24 protein-coding genes and 1 other annotated feature are annotated in these 21319 nt (G+C 55.9%); of the genes, 16 read left to right on the top strand and 8 right to left on the bottom strand.

Going from position 1 to position 21319, the window contains the following annotated elements; all coding sequences use genetic code 11:
* From CW267_RS16855 to pfkB, 3 genes are all read right to left on the bottom strand, one after another.
* Positions 1–450: fructosamine kinase family protein (locus tag CW267_RS16855; RefSeq protein WP_165787448.1), on the bottom strand; the 450-nt coding region annotated here is incomplete at its 3' end.
* 105 nt (positions 451–555) lie between these two features.
* A complete protein-coding gene (ghoS, locus tag CW267_RS16850; protein ID WP_008804429.1) occupies positions 556–840 on the bottom strand; it encodes a type V toxin-antitoxin system endoribonuclease antitoxin GhoS in 285 nt (94 codons plus the stop codon).
* 92 nt (positions 841–932) lie between these two features.
* Entirely contained in the window at positions 933–1865 is a 933-nt protein-coding gene (gene pfkB, locus CW267_RS16845; RefSeq protein WP_008804430.1) for a 6-phosphofructokinase II, read from the bottom strand.
* Positions 1866–2219: 354 nt separating this feature from the next.
* Here pfkB and CW267_RS16840 point away from each other — a divergent pair, with 354 nt between their 5' ends.
* The 10 genes from CW267_RS16840 (at position 2220) to ihfA (ending at position 11087) form a co-directional block, all read left to right on the top strand.
* Complete coding sequence (locus tag CW267_RS16840) at positions 2220–2978, top strand: YdiY family protein (RefSeq protein WP_071582951.1); 759 nt, start codon at positions 2220–2222, stop codon at positions 2976–2978.
* Positions 2979–3248: 270 nt separating this feature from the next.
* On the top strand, positions 3249–3482 hold the full coding sequence (locus CW267_RS16835; RefSeq protein ID WP_012541368.1) for a hypothetical protein: 234 nt from the start codon (positions 3249–3251) through the stop codon (positions 3480–3482).
* Between the two features lie 432 nt (positions 3483–3914).
* Positions 3915–5843 (top strand): threonine--tRNA ligase, encoded by a 1929-nt coding sequence (gene thrS / locus CW267_RS16830; RefSeq protein WP_008804433.1) that lies wholly within the window; start codon positions 3915–3917, stop codon positions 5841–5843.
* 3 nt (positions 5844–5846) lie between these two features.
* Positions 5847–6389 (top strand): translation initiation factor IF-3, encoded by a 543-nt coding sequence (infC, locus tag CW267_RS16825; protein ID WP_012967832.1) that lies wholly within the window; start codon positions 5847–5849, stop codon positions 6387–6389.
* Positions 6390–6485: 96 nt separating this feature from the next.
* Positions 6486–6683 carry a 50S ribosomal protein L35 gene (gene rpmI, locus CW267_RS16820; protein WP_001124225.1) on the top strand — a complete coding sequence of 66 codons (198 nt, stop codon included), beginning with the start codon at positions 6486–6488 and terminating at the stop codon, positions 6681–6683.
* Positions 6684–6733: 50 nt separating this feature from the next.
* Entirely contained in the window at positions 6734–7090 is a 357-nt protein-coding gene (gene rplT, locus CW267_RS16815; RefSeq protein WP_000124850.1) for a 50S ribosomal protein L20, read from the top strand.
* 118 nt (positions 7091–7208) lie between these two features.
* Positions 7209–7333, top strand: a sequence feature (Phe leader region).
* Positions 7214–7258, top strand: a complete 45-nt coding sequence (gene pheM, locus CW267_RS30665) for a pheST operon leader peptide PheM (RefSeq protein ID WP_001386830.1) — start codon at positions 7214–7216, stop codon at positions 7256–7258. Its footprint overlaps the feature before it by 45 nt.
* Before the next feature lie 63 nt (positions 7334–7396).
* Positions 7397–8380 (top strand): phenylalanine--tRNA ligase subunit alpha, encoded by a 984-nt coding sequence (gene pheS, locus CW267_RS16810; RefSeq protein ID WP_008804435.1) that lies wholly within the window; start codon positions 7397–7399, stop codon positions 8378–8380.
* 15 nt (positions 8381–8395) lie between these two features.
* On the top strand, positions 8396–10783 hold the full coding sequence (pheT, locus tag CW267_RS16805) for a phenylalanine--tRNA ligase subunit beta (protein ID WP_012967834.1): 2388 nt from the start codon (positions 8396–8398) through the stop codon (positions 10781–10783).
* 4 nt (positions 10784–10787) lie between these two features.
* Positions 10788–11087, top strand: a complete 300-nt coding sequence (ihfA, locus tag CW267_RS16800) for an integration host factor subunit alpha (protein WP_002909098.1) — start codon at positions 10788–10790, stop codon at positions 11085–11087.
* Positions 11088–11139: 52 nt separating this feature from the next.
* Here ihfA and CW267_RS16795 read toward each other — a convergent pair whose 3' ends face one another.
* From CW267_RS16795 to CW267_RS16785, 3 genes are read right to left on the bottom strand one after another with little or no spacing between them, the layout of a single operon-like run.
* Positions 11140–11493 (bottom strand): RidA family protein, encoded by a 354-nt coding sequence (locus CW267_RS16795; RefSeq protein ID WP_100780948.1) that lies wholly within the window; start codon positions 11491–11493, stop codon positions 11140–11142.
* Complete coding sequence (locus CW267_RS16790; RefSeq protein ID WP_100780947.1) at positions 11490–12743, bottom strand: D-amino acid dehydrogenase; 1254 nt, start codon at positions 12741–12743, stop codon at positions 11490–11492. The genes CW267_RS16795 and CW267_RS16790 overlap by 4 nt, the downstream gene beginning before the upstream one ends.
* 49 nt (positions 12744–12792) lie before the next feature.
* Positions 12793–13707: a LysR family transcriptional regulator gene (locus CW267_RS16785; protein WP_039103912.1), complete on the bottom strand. Its 915-nt coding sequence runs from the start codon at positions 13705–13707 to the stop codon at positions 12793–12795.
* Positions 13708–13984: 277 nt separating this feature from the next.
* Here CW267_RS16785 and CW267_RS16780 point away from each other — a divergent pair, with 277 nt between their 5' ends.
* Entirely contained in the window at positions 13985–15418 is a 1434-nt protein-coding gene (locus tag CW267_RS16780) for a gluconate:proton symporter (protein WP_008804440.1), read from the top strand.
* A 123-nt stretch (positions 15419–15541) separates the two neighbouring features.
* Positions 15542–16528, top strand: coding sequence for a vitamin B12 ABC transporter permease BtuC (btuC, locus tag CW267_RS16775; RefSeq protein WP_032733215.1), 987 nt, complete (start codon positions 15542–15544; stop codon positions 16526–16528).
* Positions 16529–16564: 36 nt separating this feature from the next.
* Here btuC and CW267_RS16770 read toward each other — a convergent pair whose 3' ends face one another.
* Entirely contained in the window at positions 16565–17365 is an 801-nt protein-coding gene (locus CW267_RS16770; protein WP_002909085.1) for a MetQ/NlpA family ABC transporter substrate-binding protein, read from the bottom strand.
* Between the two features lie 236 nt (positions 17366–17601).
* Here CW267_RS16770 and CW267_RS16765 point away from each other — a divergent pair, with 236 nt between their 5' ends.
* The 4 genes from CW267_RS16765 (at position 17602) to selO (ending at position 21004) form a co-directional block, all read left to right on the top strand.
* The gene (locus tag CW267_RS16765; protein ID WP_008804442.1) at positions 17602–18153 is read left to right on the top strand and encodes a glutathione peroxidase; all 552 of its coding nucleotides are present in this window, start codon (positions 17602–17604) and stop codon (positions 18151–18153) included.
* Positions 18153–18902, top strand: coding sequence for a vitamin B12 ABC transporter ATP-binding protein BtuD (btuD, locus tag CW267_RS16760; RefSeq protein WP_023297831.1), 750 nt, complete (start codon positions 18153–18155; stop codon positions 18900–18902). Before CW267_RS16765 ends, btuD begins: the two co-directional genes overlap by 1 nt.
* Positions 18903–18983: 81 nt before the next feature.
* Positions 18984–19448 (top strand): NlpC/P60 family protein, encoded by a 465-nt coding sequence (locus CW267_RS16755; RefSeq protein ID WP_002909082.1) that lies wholly within the window; start codon positions 18984–18986, stop codon positions 19446–19448.
* A gap of 113 nt (positions 19449–19561) precedes the next feature.
* Positions 19562–21004: a protein adenylyltransferase SelO gene (selO, locus tag CW267_RS16750; RefSeq protein WP_022065340.1), complete on the top strand. Its 1443-nt coding sequence runs from the start codon at positions 19562–19564 to the stop codon at positions 21002–21004.
* Positions 21005–21033: 29 nt separating this feature from the next.
* Here selO and hemP read toward each other — a convergent pair whose 3' ends face one another.
* Entirely contained in the window at positions 21034–21213 is a 180-nt protein-coding gene (gene hemP, locus CW267_RS16745; protein ID WP_012967843.1) for a hemin uptake protein HemP, read from the bottom strand.
* Positions 21214–21319: the final 106 nt, after the last annotated feature.

Raw genomic sequence — 21319 nt, 5'->3', positions numbered from 1 at the left:
CTCGGCAAAGAACACCGACCAGCGACGCTGCCAGGCGTTGGGCTGCGGCGTGGTGGAAAGATCGTTGTCGAAATCCAGACCAAACTGCGGCTGATCGCTCCACTGGTGCAGATGCGCTAACTGCTGGCCGAGCAGGAAGGCATTATGCGCATCCAGCGGACGGGGAGGGAGGTATTCCATGACCACAAAACTGTAGTCACGGTCGCTGCCGACCGCATAGACCTGCGGCACGCGAACGGTTTTGCTTCGCGACAGCAGTTCCAGCTGATCGGCCTCGGCGGTGAAGATGGGCAGAAGCTCACGTTCGTCGCATTTCACGAAGTAATCTTTCCCGCCGAAGCGTAAATGCCAGGCCGAATGGATTTCCCCACCGGGCAGCTCGGTTTTCAGTTCGATTTCAGCGTTTTCGGAATGCCAATCGCGTAAAAGTGTACTGATTGCTTGCCACATGCTGTCTCTCCCCATGTTTTCCACCATATCATAAGGTTAGCGCACTGCTACCGGGTAAACCTGGAACTGACGCACAACTGACGCTTTCCGTTGCGTTAAACGCACTTATTGAGCTTTTAACCACTCGGCGAATGTGCTGACCGTAATCTCTGCCGGGCGGCCCAGAGCCGATTCCGCCAGCCCTGCGCTGAGGGCCTTAACTTCATCAGCATCCTGGGCGCTGAGCAGGCCAAAGGTGTTGGTCCCCAGCTCATGGGGATTGCCGTCTTCATCATTGAGCGTCAGTACGAACCCGGCGCGGGTAAAGTGGTTGCTGACCTCGTTGATCTCCGTCAGCGCCTGTTCGTGAAAGGTGACGCTGACGACCCAGGCGGTTATCTCATTGCTCATCTCTACACCCCATTGTTATCCATAGCCTTTCCAGCATAGACCATCCAGCCAATATCGTGGCTCCCTCCGCCAGCGCGGAGGGGCAGGGAAGATCAGCGACCGCAGAGATAATCGTAGATTTTTTGCGTATTGGCCTGCGAGCAGAGACGGGTGCCCTGATTGATTGTCGCGGCGCTACCGGCAGCGACGCCAAAGCGAACCATATCTTCCAGCCCGGCGTTTTCCGCCAGACGCAGGGTCATGGCGCCCACCATGCTGTCGCCGGCGCCGACGGTGCTCTGGCTTTTCATCGGCGGCGGCACCACCTGAACGCTGCCGCTGGCGTCAACGCCTAACGCCCCCTGCGGCCCGAGCGAAACCACCACCCGGCGTACTTTACCGGACTGGATCAACGACTGGGCGGCAAGGCGTACGTCATCGGGTTGGCTCAGATCGCGCTGTACGAGGGCGCTGAGCTCTTTCTGGTTCGGCTTCACCAGCTCAATATTGCCGACGTCCAGCGCCGCAGCCAGCGCGTCGCCGGAGCTGTCGATAATGCAGCGCAGTCCCTGCTGTTGCGCATTTTTCACCAGTTGCATCAGGTTTTCGACGCTGATACCTGGCGGCAGGCTGCCGCTTACCACCAGCAGTGAGCCGGGTTCGATAGTCAGGACTTTCTCTTCCAGCCGACGGAACTCATCATCCGTCAACGCTGCGCCGGGCATGACAAAGCGATATTGTTCGCCGCTGGCGGCCACGTGAACATGCAGGTTTTGCCGCGTCCAGTCGCGGGTTTCGACGGTCTCGACCGGCACTTGCTCATCGGCCAGCAGGGCTGCTAAGTGCTCGCCGGTGGCGCCGCCAACCGGGAAAATGGCGGTGGCTTTGCCGCCAAGAAAGGTCACGGCACGGGCAACGTTGATCCCGCCGCCGCCGGGCTCAAATACCGGCGCGCTGCAGCGGAGTTTACCTTCGGGATAAATCTGCGGGGTCTGCGTGGCGCTATCCAGCGAGGGGGCCAGCGTTAACGTATAAATTTTGGTCATTCCTTCTCCTCCTTAATACGGCGACTGTACTTTATTTAAGCATGGCACGATGACTCCGGGAGGGAAAGTGATGTTCCTGCGAGATTTGCAAAGAAGCCTGTATTTTCATTATGAAATAAAGATTGTTTCCGGAGCTGTCTTATTCAAAAAACGAAAGAGTAAGTGATTGCTATGTTATTCGTGCTTTTTTATAATTTGCTACCTTTCTTAGGACCTGCACACCGCGATCCTCGCGAAAGTTTCCGGGACCCTCAGGTCTCTTTTATGTTGTACGGACGCTAAATTCAATGAGCGGGTAAGTTGTGCCTGTTCATCATTTGTACTGTCCTAAAAAATGTATTTTAGAGAGTTATAATGAAGCTTTTAAAGACAGTACCCGCAGCGGTTATGCTGGCGGGGGGGCTTTTTGCGTCTGTTGGCGCAATGGCCGATGATTCTGTATTTACCGTCATGGATGACCCTTCCGCTGCTAAAAAACCTTTCGAAGGTGTGGTTAACGCAGGCTACCTGGCGCAGTCCGGCAACACCAAAAACTCCTCGATGACGGCAGATTCCACCTTGACCTGGTATGGTAATACCACTGCCTGGTCGCTGTGGGGGAACGCCAGCAACACTTCTTCCAACGATGAGCGATCCTCAGAAAAATATGCTCTCGGTGGGCGTAGTCGCTATAACCTGACCGATATGAACTATATTTTTGGTCAGGGGAGCTGGCTGACCGACCGCTATAATGGCTATCAGCAGCGTGATGTCCTGACGGCGGGTTATGGTCGTCAGATCCTCAACGGTCCGGTACACAGCCTGCGGTTTGAATTCGGTCCTGGCGTTCGCTATGACGAGTTTACCGATGGAGATACCGACACTCAGCCGCTGGGTTACGCCTCCGGCACCTGGGCCTGGCAGATGACCGATAACGCCAAATTTACGCAAGGGGTCTCGGTGTTTGGCGCTGAGGACACCACCGTCAACTCTGAGAGCGCGTTAAACGTGGCGATTAACGCCCATTTCGCGCTGAAGGTCGCCTACAACGTGACCTGGAACTCGGCACCGCCTTCCTCTGCGCCGGAGCATACCGATCGCCGGACGTCGCTGTCCCTTGGGTATAAAATGTAATATTTTCAGGCCGGGTTTCCCCGGCCTGTTCGTTTTAAATTTAGCAATGAGTGCCATTATTTTTTCTGGCCTTTCGTTTTAGTTTTTATAAAAAGAAATAGCCCTCCATCTTTTCTCCATTATTCCCGGTTCGTTGACAAATATTCATTCTATTTGACACGAAAAGCTAAATATTCGACGGACAAATATGTGATCTGGATCTATAATGATATGCACTGACCGGGCGGAGAAACCGCGCGGTCTGTCTTCCGTAATAAGAGAATGAATATCATGAAAAACACTTCATTTACCATCGCAGCCCTGGCGCTGTGCGTGCTTTCCTTTGGCGCATCCGCTGCCACGCCCGTTCCGCCATCAGGCAACCAGGACCATACTCAGGTTGGCATCGCCAAAGCGACTGACGTTGAGGCTGGCTCGAATATCGCCCCCGGTTCCCGAACTACCGGACAATCCATGAGCGATGCCTTTAATGTGCATACGCTGGTGGCCGGCGAGTGGTCATAATATACCAGACCTTTATTTCGTCATACGTCAATTAAGCCGGGTGAAGCGGTACCGGTTTAACGCGCTGCGTTAAAGACTAAGTATGCAATATCATTGCGTCTCTTCTATCACGTCCGAATAATATTATCCGGCTTTGCCGGGGATTATTCTTGCCTGCAGTAGCAGGATATTCGTCTTTTTATCTCAATCTCTCTTGTTTTCTCCACATTCCGCCATCATTTATACGCTTGCGGCTTTAATCACGTACCAATGATGTGTAAACTACTCCCCGGTGTTATCAGCAGGCGGTGGCAGGCGGGAACGGTCTATCCGGTCGTCCTCCTATTTTCGCAGAGTGAAGCGGGAACTGCGCCTTAACCTGATGATAATTATGATTATATAGTTTTGTATGTGCTCTTTCGTGTGGGGCACCACTGCAAATAAGGACATAAAATGCCTGTAATTACGCTTCCTGATGGCAGTCAACGCCATTTTGACCACGCTGTTAGCCCCATGGATGTTGCGCTGGATATCGGTCCAGGCCTGGCGAAAGCCACCATTGCCGGGCGGGTAAACGGTGAACTGGTAGACGCCTGCGACCCGATCGAAACCGATTCCACTCTCTCTATTATCACTGCGAAAGATGAAGAAGGGCTGGAGATCATTCGTCACTCCTGTGCGCACCTGTTAGGCCATGCCATTAAACAGCTGTGGCCCAACACCAAAATGGCTATCGGTCCGGTTGTTGATAATGGCTTCTACTATGACGTAGACCTCGACCACACCCTGACTCAGGAAGATATCGACGCGCTCGAAAAACGTATGCATGAGCTCGCCGAGAAAAACTACGATGTCATCAAGAAGAAAGTCAGCTGGCACGAAGCGCGTGAAACCTTCGTGAAGCGCGGCGAAACCTATAAAGTTTCTATTCTTGACGAAAACATTGCTCATGATGATAAGCCGGGTCTGTATCATCATGAAGAATATATCGATATGTGCCGCGGCCCGCACGTACCGAATATGCGCTTCTGTCATCACTTCAAGCTGATGAAAACCGCCGGTGCCTACTGGCGCGGCGACAGCAACAATAAAATGTTGCAGCGTATCTACGGTACCGCGTGGGCAGATAAAAAAGCGCTGAATGCCTATCTGCAGCGTCTTGAAGAAGCCGCCAAGCGTGACCACCGTAAAATTGGCAAGCAGCTTGACCTGTATCATATGCAGGAAGAGGCGCCGGGGATGGTGTTCTGGCACAACGACGGCTGGACTATCTTCCGTGAACTGGAAACCTTTGTTCGTTCTAAACTGAAAGAGTACCAGTATCAGGAAGTCAAAGGTCCGTTCATGATGGACCGTGTGCTGTGGGAAAAAACCGGCCACTGGGACAACTACAAAGATGCGATGTTCACCACCTCTTCTGAGAACCGTGAATACTGCATCAAGCCGATGAACTGCCCGGGCCACGTGCAGATCTTCAACCAGGGATTGAAATCCTACCGCGATCTGCCGCTGCGTATGGCGGAATTCGGTAGCTGCCACCGTAACGAACCGTCTGGCGCGCTGCACGGTCTGATGCGCGTTCGCGGCTTTACCCAGGATGATGCGCATATCTTCTGTACTGAAGATCAGGTTCGCGATGAAGTGAACGCCTGTATTCGTATGGTCTACGATATGTACAGCACCTTTGGCTTCGAGAAGATCGTCGTCAAACTGTCAACTCGCCCGGAAAAACGTATCGGTAGCGATGAGACCTGGGATCGCGCGGAAGCGGATCTGGCGGTGGCGCTGGAAGAAAATAACATCCCATTTGAGTATCAACTGGGCGAAGGGGCGTTCTACGGCCCGAAAATTGAATTTACCCTGTATGACTGCCTCGATCGCGCATGGCAGTGCGGAACGGTACAGCTGGACTTCTCTCTGCCGCAGCGTTTAAGCGCCTCTTATGTGGGCGAAAATAACGAGCGTCAGGTACCGGTCATGATTCACCGTGCGATTCTCGGTTCCCTGGAGCGCTTCATTGGCATCCTGACCGAAGAGTTCGCTGGCTTCTTCCCAACCTGGATTGCACCAGTGCAGGTAGTGGTCATGAATATTACCGATTCTCAGGCTGAATACGTTAACGAATTGACGCGTAAACTACAAAATGCGGGCATTCGTGTAAAAGCAGACTTGAGAAATGAGAAGATTGGCTTTAAAATCCGCGAGCACACTTTACGTCGTGTCCCGTATATGTTGGTCTGTGGCGACAAAGAAGTCGAAGCCGGCAAAGTGGCCGTGCGCACCCGTCGCGGGAAAGACCTCGGCAGCATGGACGTAAGTGAAGTGATTGAGAAGCTGCAACAAGAGATTCGCAGCCGCAGTCTTCAACAACTGGAGGAATAAGGTATTAAAGGCGGAAAACGAGTTCAAACGGCACGTCCGAATCGTATCAATGGCGAGATTCGCGCCCTGGAAGTTCGCTTGACAGGTCTGGAAGGCGAAGCTTTGGGTATTGTGAGTCTGAGAGAAGCTCTCGAAAAGGCTGAAGAGGCCGGAGTAGATTTAGTTGAAATCAGCCCTAACGCCGAACCGCCAGTTTGTCGTATCATGGACTACGGCAAGTTCCTTTATGAAAAGAGTAAGTCTTCTAAGGAACAGAAGAAAAAGCAAAAAGTTATCCAGGTTAAGGAAATTAAATTCCGTCCTGGGACCGATGATGGTGATTACCAGGTAAAACTCCGCAGCCTGGTTCGCTTTCTCGAAGATGGCGATAAGGCTAAGATCACACTGCGTTTCCGCGGTCGTGAGATGGCCCACCAGCAGATCGGTATGGAAGTGCTTACGCGCGTCCGTGACGATCTGAGTGAACTGGCAGTAGTCGAATCCTTCCCTACGAAGATCGAAGGCCGCCAGATGATCATGGTGCTCGCTCCTAAGAAGAAACAGTAAGGCCTTCAAGTAGCGATGTCAGTGGAGCCTTAGGGCTTCACTGATGTTGTTCGCCTATGTTTCGTTTATTAACAATGCGAAGTGGAAGTTATTAAGATGCCAAAAATTAAGACCGTACGCGGTGCTGCTAAGCGCTTCAAAAAAACCGGTAAAGGTGGTTTTAAGCACAAGCACGCTAACCTGCGTCACATTCTGACTAAAAAAGCTACCAAGCGTAAACGTCACCTGCGTCCGAAAGCCATGGTTTCCAAAGGCGATCTGGGCCTGGTTATCGCGTGCCTGCCGTACGCATAAGTCGTTAACGTTTAACTTTTTTAACTTAGAATAGATACAGGAGAGCACACATGGCTCGCGTAAAACGTGGTGTAATTGCACGTGCACGTCACAAGAAAATTTTGAAACAAGCTAAAGGCTACTACGGTGCGCGTTCTCGCGTATACCGCGTTGCCTTCCAGGCTGTTATCAAAGCTGGTCAGTACGCTTACCGTGACCGTCGTCAACGTAAACGTCAGTTCCGTCAACTGTGGATTGCACGTATCAACGCAGCAGCACGTCAGAACGGTATTTCTTACAGCAAATTCATCAATGGCCTGAAAAAAGCCTCTGTTGAAATCGACCGTAAGATCCTGGCTGACATCGCCGTATTCGACAAAGTAGCGTTCACCGCTCTGGTCGAAAAAGCGAAAGCAGCTCTGGCATAAGCCAGTTGAAAGAGGGAGCTTGTCTCCCTCTTTTCGTTTCAACACCATCAATACATTGACTTTTATTGGCGCAGGCTTTTCAATACAGGTCTGACGTTTCTTACCAGACAAGGTAATGCAAGCATGAATGCTGCTATTTTCCGCTTCTTTTTTTACTTTAGCACCTGAACTCAGGAGGCTAGCGCGTGAAAGAAGAAACGGAAAACAGCGCCAGAAAGCCTCCCCTGTGGAGGCTTTTTTCGTATATGGATTCGGGATATTAATTTCACTATAACCGGTGTCTGCACCGACATAATGAGGAAAACCATGTCACATCTCGCAGAGCTGGTTGCCAGTGCCAAGGCAGCCATTAACGAGGCATCAGATGTTGCTGCGCTGGACAACGTCCGCGTGGAATACCTGGGTAAAAAAGGGCATCTGACCCTGCAAATGACCACCCTGCGCGAGTTACCGCCGGAAGAGCGTCCGGCAGCCGGCGCGGTCATCAACGAAGCGAAAGAGCAGGTGCAGCAGGCGCTGAACGCGCGCAAAGCTGATCTGGAAGGCGCAGCGCTGAATGCGCGTCTGGCCGCAGAGACCATTGACGTCTCGCTGCCGGGACGCCGCATTGAAAATGGCGGCCTGCATCCGGTCACTCGCACCATCGACCGTATTGAAAGTTTCTTCGGTGAGCTCGGCTTTACCGTGGCGACTGGCCCGGAAATCGAAGATGATTACCACAACTTCGATGCGCTGAATATTCCGGGTCATCATCCGGCGCGCGCTGACCACGACACTTTCTGGTTCGATGCCACTCGCCTGCTGCGTACGCAGACCTCCGGCGTGCAGATCCGCACCATGGAAAACCAGCAGCCGCCTATCCGTATTATCGCGCCGGGCCGCGTCTATCGTAACGACTACGACCAGACCCATACCCCGATGTTCCACCAGATGGAAGGTCTGATTGTTGATAAAAACATCAGCTTCACCAACCTGAAAGGGACGCTGCACGACTTCCTGAACAACTTCTTTGAAGAAGACCTGCAGGTGCGCTTCCGTCCGTCCTACTTCCCGTTCACCGAGCCGTCCGCAGAAGTTGACGTGATGGGTAAAAACGGCAAATGGCTGGAAGTGCTCGGCTGCGGGATGGTACACCCGAACGTGCTGCGTAACGTCGGTATCGATCCGGAAGTTTACTCCGGCTTCGCCTTCGGTATGGGGATGGAGCGTCTGACCATGCTGCGTTATGGCGTGACCGATCTGCGCGCGTTCTTCGAAAACGATCTGCGTTTCCTCAAACAGTTTAAATAAGGGCAGGACAGAACAATGAAATTCAGTGAACTGTGGTTACGCGAGTGGGTTAACCCGGCGATCGACAGCGAAGCGCTTTCCGATCAGATCACCATGGCGGGCCTCGAAGTCGACGGCGTTGAGCCGGTTGCCGGCAGCTTCAACGGCGTAGTGGTCGGTGAAGTGGTGGAGTGCGGCCAGCATCCAAATGCTGACAAACTGCGCGTCACCAAAGTCAACGTGGGCGGTGAACGCCTGCTGGACATCGTCTGCGGCGCGCCAAACTGCCGTCAGGGGCTGAAAGTCGCCGTGGCGACCATCGGCGCCGTGCTGCCAGGCGATTTTAAAATTAAAGCGGCGAAGCTGCGCGGCGAACCGTCAGAAGGGATGCTGTGCTCTTTCTCCGAGCTGGGTATTTCCGACGACCATAGCGGTATCATCGAACTGCCGGCGGATGCGCCGATCGGCACTGATATTCGTGAATACCTCAAGCTTGACGATAACACTATCGAAATCAGCGTCACGCCAAACCGTGCCGACTGCCTGGGTATCATCGGTGTGGCGCGCGATGTCGCTGTGCTGAACAAAGCGCCGCTGAACGCGCCGGAAATCACGCCGGTTGCCGCGACCATTGACGACGTGCTGCCGATTCAGGTTGACGCGCCGCAGGCGTGCCCGCGCTATCTGGGCCGCGTGGTGAAAGGCATCAACGTCAAAGCGCCGACCCCACTGTGGATGAAAGAGAAGCTGCGCCGCTGCGGGATCCGCTCCATCGACGCGGTGGTTGACGTGACTAACTATGTCCTGCTTGAGCTGGGCCAGCCGATGCACGCCTTTGACCGCGACCGTATCGAAGGCGGGATCGTGGTGCGCATGGCGAAAGAGGGTGAAACCCTGGTGCTGCTCGATGGTTCTGAAGCGAAGCTCGACAGTGACACCCTGGTTATTGCTGACCATAACAAAGCGCTGGCGATGGGCGGGATCTTCGGCGGGGAACACTCCGGCGTTAACGACGAAACCCAGAACGTGCTGCTGGAATGCGCGTTCTTCAGCCCGCTGTCCATTACCGGCCGCGCGCGCCGTCATGGCCTGCACACCGATGCCTCTCATCGCTATGAGCGCGGCGTCGATCCGGCGCTGCAGTATAAAGCGCTGGAGCGTGCCACGCGTCTGCTGATCGACCTCTGCGGCGGTGAAGCTGGCCCGGTGATCGACGTGACAAACGAAGAGACCTTGCCAAAACGCGCCACCATTACCCTGCGTCGTAGCAAACTGGATCGCCTGATTGGCCACCATATCGATGACGCGCAGGTCACCGACATTCTGCAGCGCCTCGGCTGCGAAGTGACGGTGGGTCAGGACGAATGGCAGGCAGTCGCCCCGAGCTGGCGTTTCGACATGGAGATCGAAGAAGATCTGGTCGAAGAAGTGGCTCGCGTTTATGGCTACAACAACATTCCTGATGCGCCAGTACAGGCGGGTCTGATCATGGGTACCCATCGTGAAGCCGACCTGTCGCTGAAGCGCGTAAAAACGCTGCTGAACGACAAAGGCTATCAGGAAGTGATCACCTACAGCTTTGTTGACCCGAAAATCCAGCAGCTGATCCACGCCGGGGAAGAGGCGCTGATCCTGCCAAGCCCGATCTCCAGCGAAATGTCGGCGATGCGTCTGTCGCTGTGGACCGGCCTGCTGGGTACCGTGGTCTACAACCAGAACCGTCAGCAGAGCCGCGTGCGCATCTTTGAGAGTGGCCTGCGCTTCGTGCCGGATACTCAGGCACCGCTGGGCATTCGTCAGGATGTGATGCTGGCCGGGGCGATCTGCGGTAACCGCTACGAAGAGCACTGGACGCTGGCGAAAGAGACGGTCGATTTCTATGATCTGAAGGGCGATCTGGAATCCGTACTGGATTTAACCGGTAAATTGGCCGACATCGAGTTCCGTGGCGAAGCGATCGCCGCGCTGCATCCAGGCCAATCCGCAGCGATTTATCTTAAAGGTGAACGCATTGGTTTCATTGGGGTTGTTCATCCGGAACTGGAACGTAAACTGGATCTGAACGGTCGCACTCTGGTATTCGAACTGGAGTGGAACAAGCTTGCAGACCGCGTGGTGCCTCAGGCGCGCGATATTTCCCGCTTCCCGGCGAACCGTCGCGACATCGCGGTGCTGGTCGCGGAAAACGTGGCTGCTGCCGATGTTTTAGCCGAATGTAAGAAAGTTGGCGTAAATCAGGTAGTTGGCGTAAACTTATTTGACGTGTACCGTGGTAAAGGTGTGGCGGAAGGGTATAAGAGCCTTGCGATTAGCCTGATCCTGCAGGATACCAGCCGTACACTCGAAGAAGAGGAGATTGCCGCTACCGTTGCCAGATGTGTAGAGGCATTAAAAGAGCGATTCCAGGCATCATTGAGGGATTGAACCTATGGCGCTTACAAAAGCTGAAATGTCAGAATATCTGTTTGATAAGCTTGGGCTTAGCAAGCGGGATGCCAAAGAACTGGTCGAGTTGTTTTTCGAAGAGATCCGTCGTGCTCTGGAAAACGGAGAACAGGTCAAACTCTCCGGGTTCGGCAACTTCGATTTGCGGGATAAAAACCAACGCCCGGGACGTAACCCGAAGACGGGGGAGGATATTCCCATTACAGCCCGGCGCGTGGTGACCTTCAGACCCGGTCAGAAGCTGAAAAGCCGTGTCGAAAACGCGTCGCCGAAAGACAAATAATCTGAACTAATTAAAAAGGCCGCATTGCGGCCTTTTTCTTTTCTACACGTCCTTACGCTTTGACGGCGGTGAGCATGATCTCCACCAGGATATCCGGTCGCGCCATCTCTGCCTGAACGGTTGCTCGCGCCGGGCTCTGGCCTTCCGGCATCCACTGTACCCACACGTCATTGAATGCGACAAAATCACGTTCGATATCTTTCAGCCAGATCTGCGCGGAGAGAATTTGCCGCTTATCGCTCCCGGCAGCCGCCAACAGGGCATCGATCTTCTCCAGCACTTCACGGGTTTGTAAAACGATATCGTCTTCGCTGCTTTTTGGCGTCAGCCCGGAGAGGAACAACAGATTGCCATACGCAACGCTGGCGGAAAGGCGAGGTTGTGGATTATTGCGAATAATGGTCATGCGGTTTGTTTCCATGTGAGACCTTTTAAAGAAATAGTGGGTGCCTGATTGTCGATTAACGCGCCCAGCACCACCGCGCTGCCGGCGGCGAGGGTAAAGCCGAGACTACCCTGGCCCAGGTTCATCCACAGATTGGGGTATCCGGCGCGACCCAGCATCGGCGGGCCTGCTGGTGTTGACGGGCGCATGCCGGTCCAGGCTTTGGCCTTGTCCAGCCCTTCGAGTTCGGGAAAGCTACGGGCGACGATGTTTTTCAGCGCCTGAATGCGGCTCTCGCGCAGTTGGTCGCCGTCGTAGCCGATGTCCACCATCGCCGCGATGCGCAGTTGTTGGCCAAGGCGGGCATAAACGATTTTGTGCCCGTAGTCGGTGACGCTGATGTCAGGGGCAATACCTGCTTTTTCAGGATAGGGCAGGGTCAGGCTGTACCCCTTCAGGGCGCACAGCGGCACGCGAACGCCCAGATGCCCAAGCAGAGGACCACTGCCGTTACCGGCGGCAACGACATAATCATCGCCGGTGATGGTTCCCCGGTTGGTCTCCAGGGCGCTGATGCGTCCGCCGCGCTTATTCAGCTGCTGCACCTCACAGTGGGTCAGCAGGCTAAAGTCGTTGCTGGCATTGAGCTTGTCGAGCAGGGCAAGGCAGAACTGATGGCAATCTGCCGTTTCATCGCCCGGCGAATAAATCCCGCCCTGCAGCGAAGGGCTGATATGTCTGAGTGCCGGCTCCAGCTGCAGACAGGCTTCAGCATTCAGCGCTTGCTGATACTGAGGATCTATCCCTTTTGCCGCTTTATTAAAATCATATTCGCGGCGATGGATAATTAATTTACCGCTGCGCCGCCAGTGAAAATCGGCAAGATTATCCTCATCCAGCCACGACTGCATGACGTGACGGCTGAGCAACGACAGGCGCAAAATATGATCGCCGTTCATTTTATTGGTCTGGCTATTACAGGCACGCAGGAACTGCAGCAGCCAGCGCCACTGCTGGAAAGACATCTTAAGACGCATATTCAGCGGTGAATCGGCTTTGCCCATCCATTTAATTCCCTGCAGGGGAACGCCGCTATCGGCAAGGGGGGCAACGTAGCGATAACTTAATTGTCCGCCGTTAGCAAAACTGGTGGCACTGCCCGGTTCAGCATTGCGCTCCAGTAATTGCACCTGATGGCCGCGCTTAATCAGTTCCCAGGCCGTGGCCAGACCGACCACGCCGCCGCCGATAATGACAATGCGTTTGTTCATAACCCGATATATCCACCGCTAATCAATTTATCGGGTTATGTCAAAGCATTTACCCCAGCGGCGCAATTGACTTTTTATGGTCAGGGTATAACCGCAGGTTAATCTCCTTGAGTTGCTGGCGCAGACGCTGGCAGAGAAAATCGACGAACTTTTGCGCCATTGGACTCAGCGAAACATCGGCCCGGCGCAGCAGGCAGAGGTTGATGGCAATCGGCGGCGTAATGGGGTGGATCATCTCTGGAGCCAGGTTGTGCTGGGCGGAAAAGATATCTGTGATGCTGCAGCCCATGCCGCGCTTCACGAACTCGGTAGCCATATAGTAGGTCTGAACGTTAAGCCGGGTGGTGGAAAAGTCGCGACGGGTGGCGATGGCCGCCGAGAGCGAGTGCGGCCCTGGCGAGATCCAGCGCTGCTGGTCGATCTGGCCGATGTCCACCGCCCCCTGACGATAATGACGGTCGATGTACACCAGCGGTACTTCGGCAATCAGGGTGGTCAGGATCTCTCCCTGCTGCACCGGCTGTAGCGTCAGCGCCAAATCTATCTCGCGCAAATCCAGTTTTCTGACCAGCGTCTCGGTGTGCTCGGTGGTGAGCGTCATCACCAGGTTGCTGTTTTGCTGATAAAAGTCGGTCACCAGCTCTGGCACCAGGCTTAACCCCAGGCTCGGCAGGCAGCCTAAGGTGATTTTGGCGCGCGGATCGCGAGCCAGGTTGTCGGCCAACAGGCGCAGGTTATCGAGGTCCTGATAAATGCTCTGCGCTTTTTCGAAAAGTGTGATCGCCTCGCTGGTCGGCAGCAGCTTGCCGCGCACCCGCTGAAAGAGGGTAAAACCCAGTTTCATCTCGGCACTTTTTAGCGCTTTGCTGGCCGCTGGCTGAGAGATACTGAGCGATTCCGCCGCCCGTGACAGCGAGCCGCAGGTCATTACGGCGTGAAAGATTTCCAGATGACGCAGTTTCATGAACAGTTAACTCAGGGTTATAGCCTACCGATAAAAAGTCATTATCCACTAACACAAAGTTAACATAAATTTAATCTCCAATCAGCGCTCCGGTTACATATTGTGCTGTAGACCCCGCCTGATGGCGGAATATTACGCTCTCAGAATCTATTCCTTTGTACCCAAACGCACCCTCAGGCTCGCGGCCAATAAAGAAAAAGAGGGGGGATGTTTTCTGAGCAGGTCCCAATACACCTCCTGACCCTTACGGTCGGATTGATTGGCATTAAGGAGTGTTATGAGTGACTCAACGCTCACAGGCAATGCGCCTGTCAGACGAAATATCACGCGGAAAAACGTTATTACTGGTCTGTTATTGCTGCTGTTCGTGTTGATCGCGCTGTGGTGCCACGGTCGACCGGGCAGTGAGCTTGGCCTGCTGGGATTTACGCCGCTGGTGGCACTAGCGATATTATCGCTGATCGGCGTTGATATTGTGCTGGCGGTGATCTCCTCGATCATTATCGCCATGATAATGACCTCGACCGGCCTGCCGGAAATGGGCACGATGCTGGCGAAATCCACCGGGTCATTTATCGCCACGGTAGGGCTTATCATTATGCTCGGCGCCGGCGTGGGGGAAGTGGCCACCCGCACCGGCGCAGCGGTTGAGCTGGTGAAATTCGTGGTTCATCGTATTGGGCTGTCGAGCCAGACGCGGGTTAAGTTCGGCATTGTGGTGTCATCGATTTTAATTTGTGGTTCGCTGGGCACCATGGCCGGTGGTAACGCCATTATCGTGGCCGTGATCATTCCGGTGGCGGCAGCGGTACGCTTAACGCCGCCGACGGTCGCCGCGCTGATGATGACCGCCGGCTCCGTTGGGCTCTTTACCGGGCCCTTCACCCCCAGCACCGTGACAATCCTCAGCCTCGGCGGGTTGAGCTATCCGGATTATCTGCTGTACGTCGGTCTGCCGATGAGTGCGGTGACGCTGCTGGCCGGCTGGATAATGGCGGGGCGGATCCAGAAGATGACTGAAGGCAAACTGCGCTATGACGTCGATCTTTCGGAGAAGCCAAAAGACGATCTCAGCGCCGCGCAGCAGCGTCGGCGTAAATTAAGCGCGCTGGCCTTCGCCGCGACGATCATTGTGATGGCGGTCGTTGGCGTGGTGATCAAAGCTGGCTTCAGCTTTGCGATTATCGTGATGCTGCTGGTGGCGCTGATGACCGGGCTGGTAGGTGGCCTGCGACCGACGCAGATCCTGCAGGCGCTGTATCACGGCTGCGGCCGTCTGGTGTGGATGTTTATCCTCTACTGGCTGTATAACCCAATCCTTGAACTGATGGATGGTCTGCATGCCTATCAGGGGCTGCTGGAGTATACCCAACCGCTGCTCGAGGGGATCTCCCCGGCCTGGCTGTGCTTTAGCATCTTCGCGTTCAATATTATCGGCCATGTGCCCGGTGCGGCGGTGGCGCAAATGACGTTTACCCATAAAATCTTTGGCCCGATGCTGATGGCCGCCGGCGTGCCGCCGCAGGGGACCACCGCGGTGCTGCTCGCCTCTTCTCAGGTGGACTGGTTCGGTCCGTTTCCCTCATCGGACATGTTCGGCCAGATGGGGCTGGCGCAGTCCACGCATCTGAAATATATGCTCTATAACGGCTGGGCAATCGTGGTGGCGAATATCATTCTCTTTGCGCTACTGTTTCAGATCCTGGTGTAACGAACGAACGCAGACGCGGGGGAGGTCTTCCTCCGCGTCGACGAACGGCCGCGAGGTTTTCCTTTTCTCACCGCGACACCCACCGTAAAATCAGCCTCTTGTTCCCACTGCGTAATGGAATCTATGCTGACTCTCGCCCATCTTCAACAGCGCCGCAGCCGGCGTTGGCTCTTCGGATTAACGCTGTTGCTCCTGGTCACCCTGCTGGTCAGCCTGTGCGCGGGCGATCAATGGATCCCGCCTGGGGAATGGCTGAGCGCGAAAGGCCAGTTGTTCATCTGGCAGATCCGCCTGCCGCGAACCCTGGCGGTGGTGCTGGTGGGGGCGGCGCTGGCGCTCTCCGGGGCGATTATGCAGGCGTTGTTTGAAAATCCGCTGGCGGAGCCGGGTCTGCTGGGCGTCTCCAACGGGGCGGGCGTCGGGCTGATTGCCGCCGTCCTGCTGGGCAAAGGAGTCTTGCCCGGCTGGGCGCTCGGCCTGTGCGCGATCCTCGGCGCGCTGCTGATCACCTTTATTTTGCTGCGTTTTGCCCGCCGCCATCTCTCTACCAGCCGTCTGCTGCTGGCGGGGGTGGCGCTGGGGATCATCTGCAGTGCCCTGATGACCTGGGCGGTCTACTTCTCCACCTCTTTTGACCTGCGTCAGCTGATGTACTGGATGATGGGCGGGTTTGGCGGCGTCGACTGGCAGCAGCTGTGGCTGATGATAGCCCTCCTGCCGGTGCTTTGCTGGGTTTGTCTGCAGTCGCAACCCCTGAATTTACTGGCGCTGGGCGAAGTCTCCGCTCGTCAGCTCGGGCTGCCGCTGTGGCTATGGCGCAAGCTGCTGGTGGTGGCGACCGGCTGGTTGGTCGGCGTTAGCGTCGCGCTGGCGGGAGCCATTGGCTTTATCGGCCTGGTGATCCCGCACATTCTGCGGCTATGTGGTTTAAGCGATCACCGGGTGTTGCTCCCAGCCTGCATGCTGGCCGGGGCGAGCGCCTTGCTGGGGGCGGATATCATTGCCCGACTGGCGCTTTCCGCCGCAGAGCTGCCGATTGGCGTGGTGACGGCGACGCTGGGCGCGCCGGTCTTTATCTGGTTGCTGCTGCGTTCGCGGGGGCGGGGATAGCGCGGCGCCGTCGGCAGGGACGGCGCCGGTTCAGGCTTACCAGCCTTTGATCGCGTCGCCTTTGTAGACTTCCTTCGCTTTTTCCGCGACTTCGCTGGTCTGGAAGGCGGCTTTCAGCTCCTGAATTTTCTTGCTGTCCTTATTATCCTCGCGGGCGACAATCGCATTCACGTAAGGAGAATCCGGCCCCTCCATAAACAGACCGTCGCGGGCGGCCGACAGGCCCGCCTGGGCGGAGAAGTTGGTGTTAATGATTGACAAGCTAACGTTCGGATCATCAAGGGTACGGGTCAGCTGTGGGGTATCCACTTCAACAATTTTCAGCTGTTTCGGGTTGTCGATGATATCCAGCGTGGTCGGTAAATAGCCGACGCCCGGCTTCAGCTTGAGTAACCCCTGCGCCTGGAGCAGCAGCAGGCTGCGGCCCAGGGTGGTGGTTTCATTAGAAATGGTCACCGTCGCCCCTTCGGGCAGTTCGCTGATGTTTTTGATCCGGTGAGAATAGGCGGCGATAGGGAAGACAAAGGTTTTACCGACCACCGCAAATTTATAGCCGCGCTCTTTCGACTGCGCCTCAAGGTACGGCAGGGTCTGGAAGGCGTTGGCATCCACATCTTTGTTGTTCAGTGCTTCGTTGGGCAGCACATAATCATTGAAGGAGACCACTTCGACGTCGAGATGATATTTATCCTTCGCAACCTGCTCCACCACTTTCCAGATGGCTTCGTCCGGCCCGGTATTGATAGCGACTTTCACTTTATTATCTTCATCCGGAGAGCAGGCGCTCAGCAGGGCGACAGAGGTGGCGATTAACGCCAGGCTAAACAACTTCTTCATCAATAAAACTCTCTTAAATTAACAAGTAACGAAACCATATTACATTACCGGGACACTGTACACGGAAATGGTCGACTGCCCAATTGAGAGGATTTCATGTTGCCGGCGGCCAGCGAAGCGCTGTTACATCATGCGACAACTCGGGGGGATTGGCAGTAGAATGGCGGCCGCTGAATCCGCTACAGTAGATAGGGATCACCTTCACCGGAAACCGGTTTATCCATTGAGGACAGGCTATGCAACATGACATTCTGAATACCGAAGTGACGACCATTGATGGCGAGAAAACCACCCTGGCATCCTTTGCCGGCAAGGTGCTGTTGATCGTCAATGTGGCCTCGAAATGCGGCCTGACGCCGCAGTATGAGCAACTCGAGGATCTGCAAAAGCAATTTGCCGGCGAGGGCTTTAGCGTACTGGGGTTCCCCTGCAACCAGTTCCTCGGCCAGGAGCCGGGCAGTGAAGAAGAGATTAAGACCTTCTGCAGCACCACCTACGGCGTCACCTTCCCGCTGTTCAGCAAAATTGACGTCAACGGTGAACATCGCGCGCCGCTGTATCAAAAACTGATTGCCGCCGCGCCGAAAGCGGTGGCCCCGGAAGGCAGCGGTTTTTATGAGCGGATGGCCAGCAAAGGCCGGGCGCCGCTGTATGTGGACGACATTCTGTGGAATTTCGAAAAATTCCTCGTCGATCGCCAGGGCAACGTTATTGAGCGCTTCTCTCCGGATATGACGCCGGACGATCCGCAGCTGGTGGCGGCGATTAAAGGAGCGCTGGCGAAATAATGGCGTTTCTGATGCAGCTACAGGATGTAGAAGCGGCGGGGCGTCTGGCCCCGTTTTCTGCGGCCTTTCGCGCCGGGGAGATCGTCCACCTGGTGGGGCCGAACGGCGCAGGGAAGAGCACGCTGCTGACCCGCATGGCGGGGCTGTCCGACGGCCCCGGCACGGTTCATTTTAACGGACGGCGGCTTGACGAGTGGCCGGCGACGGAGCTGGCGCGCCGTCGCGGATATCTATGTCAACACCAGACCCCGCCGTTCGCCATGCCGGTGTGGCACTACCTGGCGCTGCATATGCAGCAGCAGGGCGATAGCGCCCGTCTGAGCGATATCGCGGCCAGGCTTGGTCTGGACAATAAGCTGGACCGTCAGGTTAATCAGCTTTCGGGCGGTGAGTGGCAGCGCGTGCGGCTGGCGGCAGTGATCCTGCAGATCGATCCCTTGAGTCATCCCGCGGGTCAACTGCTGCTGCTGGATGAGCCGATGAACAGTCTGGATGTGGCCCAGCAGGCGGCGCTGGATCGGCTGTTACGTGAGCTGAGCGCGGCGGGGATTGCGGTGGTGATGAGCAGCCACGATCTCAACCATACCCTGCGCCATGCCGGACAAAGCTGGCTGCTCTGCCAGGGGGAAGCCATCGCCTGCGGAGAGACCGCCGAGGTGCTGAATGAGGAAAATTTAACCGCTGCCTATGCGATCCCGTTCCAGCGCGTGGAGGTGGCCGGTCATATTATGCTCATCGCGTCACAGTAGCACGCAGTTATCTTGTCACTATATTGATAAACAAGCTAAATTATTGCGATAAAGAGACTAGGGACAGAGGGATCATCTGAAATGCGCTTCTGGTTCATGTTGGCGGCGGCGTTAATTTTAGCCGGCTGCAGCAGCCATCGGGCACCGCCGCCGAATCCACGGCTGGCTGACTCCATCACGGTGGTGGCGAATCTGAACGAGCAGTTGCGTAGCTGGCGTGGCGCACCGTATCGCTACGGCGGCATGACGCCGCGCGGCGTCGACTGCTCCGGCTTCGTGGTGCGCACGTTTCGCGATAAATTTGCCCTCCAGCTGCCGCGTGAAACCCGCGAGCAGGCGGAAATCGGCACCCGTATCGATAAGCGCGATCTGCTGCCCGGCGATCTGGTGTTCTTCAAAACCGGCTCAGGGGAGAGCGGTTTGCACGTTGGCATCTACGATACCGACAACCAGTTTATCCATGCCTCCACCAGCCAGGGCGTCACCCGTTCCTCGCTGGATAACGTCTACTGGAACAAAAAGTTCTGGCAGGCGCGGCGTATCTGACGTCATTCAGAAGCAAGAGGGAAGCGAGCGCTTCCCTTTTTTATGCCGATAACCCTGCACTCCGCCCGTGTTAATCCGCTGTTTGAGGCACTACACTGAAGGTAGGAGGAACCATGACCCTTTCTTTTACCACCCACTGGCGGGATGAACTGCCGGATTTTTACACTTCCCTGTCACCGACGCCGCTGGATAACGCCCGACTCATCTGGCGTAACGCCCCGCTGGCGCAACAGTTGGGGGTGCCCGACGCCCTGTTCGCGCCTGAAAATGGGGCCGGTGTCTGGGGCGGAGAAGCGCTGCTTCCGGGCATGTCGCCGCTGGCGCAAGTATACAGCGGCCATCAGTTTGGCGCCTGGGCCGGCCAGCTGGGCGACGGACGCGGGATCCTGCTCGGTGAGCAGCAGCTTGCGGATGGTCGCCGTTACGACTGGCATCTGAAAGGCGCCGGCCTGACCCCCTATTCGCGGATGGGGGACGGGCGCGCTGTACTGCGCTCGACGATCCGAGAAAGTCTGGCGTCAGAGGCGATGCACGCCCTGGGGATCCCGACGACGCGCGCCCTGGCGATGGTGACCAGCGATACCCCGATCTACCGCGAGCGCGTGGAGCCTGGCGCGATGCTGATGCGGGTGGCCGAGAGCCATGTCCGCTTCGGCCATTTCGAACATTTTTACTATCGCCGTGAGCCGCAGAAGGTCCAGCAATTGGCCGACTATGTCATTCGCCACCACTGGCCGCAGCTGCAGGATGAGGCAGACAAGTATCTGTTATGGTTCCGTGACGTTGTCACGCGCACCGCGCAGACCATCGCCAGCTGGCAAACCGTGGGCTTTGCCCATGGGGTGATGAATACCGACAACATGTCGATTCTCGGTCTGACCATCGACTACGGCCCGTATGGCTTCCTTGACGATTTTCAACCGGACTTCATCTGCAACCACTCCGATTATCAGGGGCGCTACAGTTTTGAAAACCAGCCGGCGGTGGGGCTGTGGAATCTGCAGCGTCTCGCCCAATCGCTGTCGCCGTTTATCAGCGCTGAAGCGTTAAACGCGGCGCTGGATGAGTATCAGCACGCCTTGCTGACCGCTTATGGCCAGCGGATGCGCGATAAACTCGGCCTGTTCAGCCAGCAGAAAGGGGATAACGACCTGCTGGACGGGCTGTTTGCCCTGATGATCCGTGAGAAGAGCGACTATACCCGAACGTTCCGCCTGCTGAGCCACAGCGAACAGCTCAGCGCCGCCTCGCCGCTGCGCGACGAGTTTATCGATCGGGCGGCTTTCGACAGCTGGTTTGCCGGGTATCGTGCGCGCCTGCGTGATGAACAGGTGGATGACGCGCAGCGCCAGCAGCGGATGCAGGGCGTAAATCCGGCGCTGGTGTTACGCAACTGGCTGGCGCAGCGGGCGATAGAGCAGGCCGAGGCGGGCGATATGGGCGAGCTGGAGCGCCTGCATGCCGCGCTGGCAGACCCCTTTACCGATCGCGAGGACGACTACGTCCGCCGCCCTCCGGACTGGGGGAAACGTCTGGAAGTCAGCTGTTCGAGCTAACTCGCCTCGCCCCGCGCTCAGCGGGGCGCTTACTTGGTCAGAATTAACTTCCCGGCGTTGGTCTGGCGCAGCAGATAGCGCTGGCCGCCATGTTCGATGACTACCCGTCCTTCGCTACCTAACAGCACCCGACTGCTAATCTGCCTGTCCGTCGCCACGGGATAGGGGGCATTGTCTTTTGGTTTTTCAGCTGTGGCAGTGTTATCCATACGCGTCATAGCTCTCAAAATAAAAATCAAAGCAACAATGATAATCATTATCAATAATGTTGTTTTTGACGGCAAGCGTTATTTATCGTGTTACCGGATTTGGTAG

Source organism: Klebsiella sp. X1-16S-Nf21, from assembly GCF_002837615.1.
GTDB lineage: Bacteria > Pseudomonadota > Gammaproteobacteria > Enterobacterales > Enterobacteriaceae > Klebsiella > Klebsiella variicola.
The sequence above is the reverse complement of the archived record's forward strand: the minus strand, read 5'-3'. Positions and strand labels throughout refer to the sequence as shown.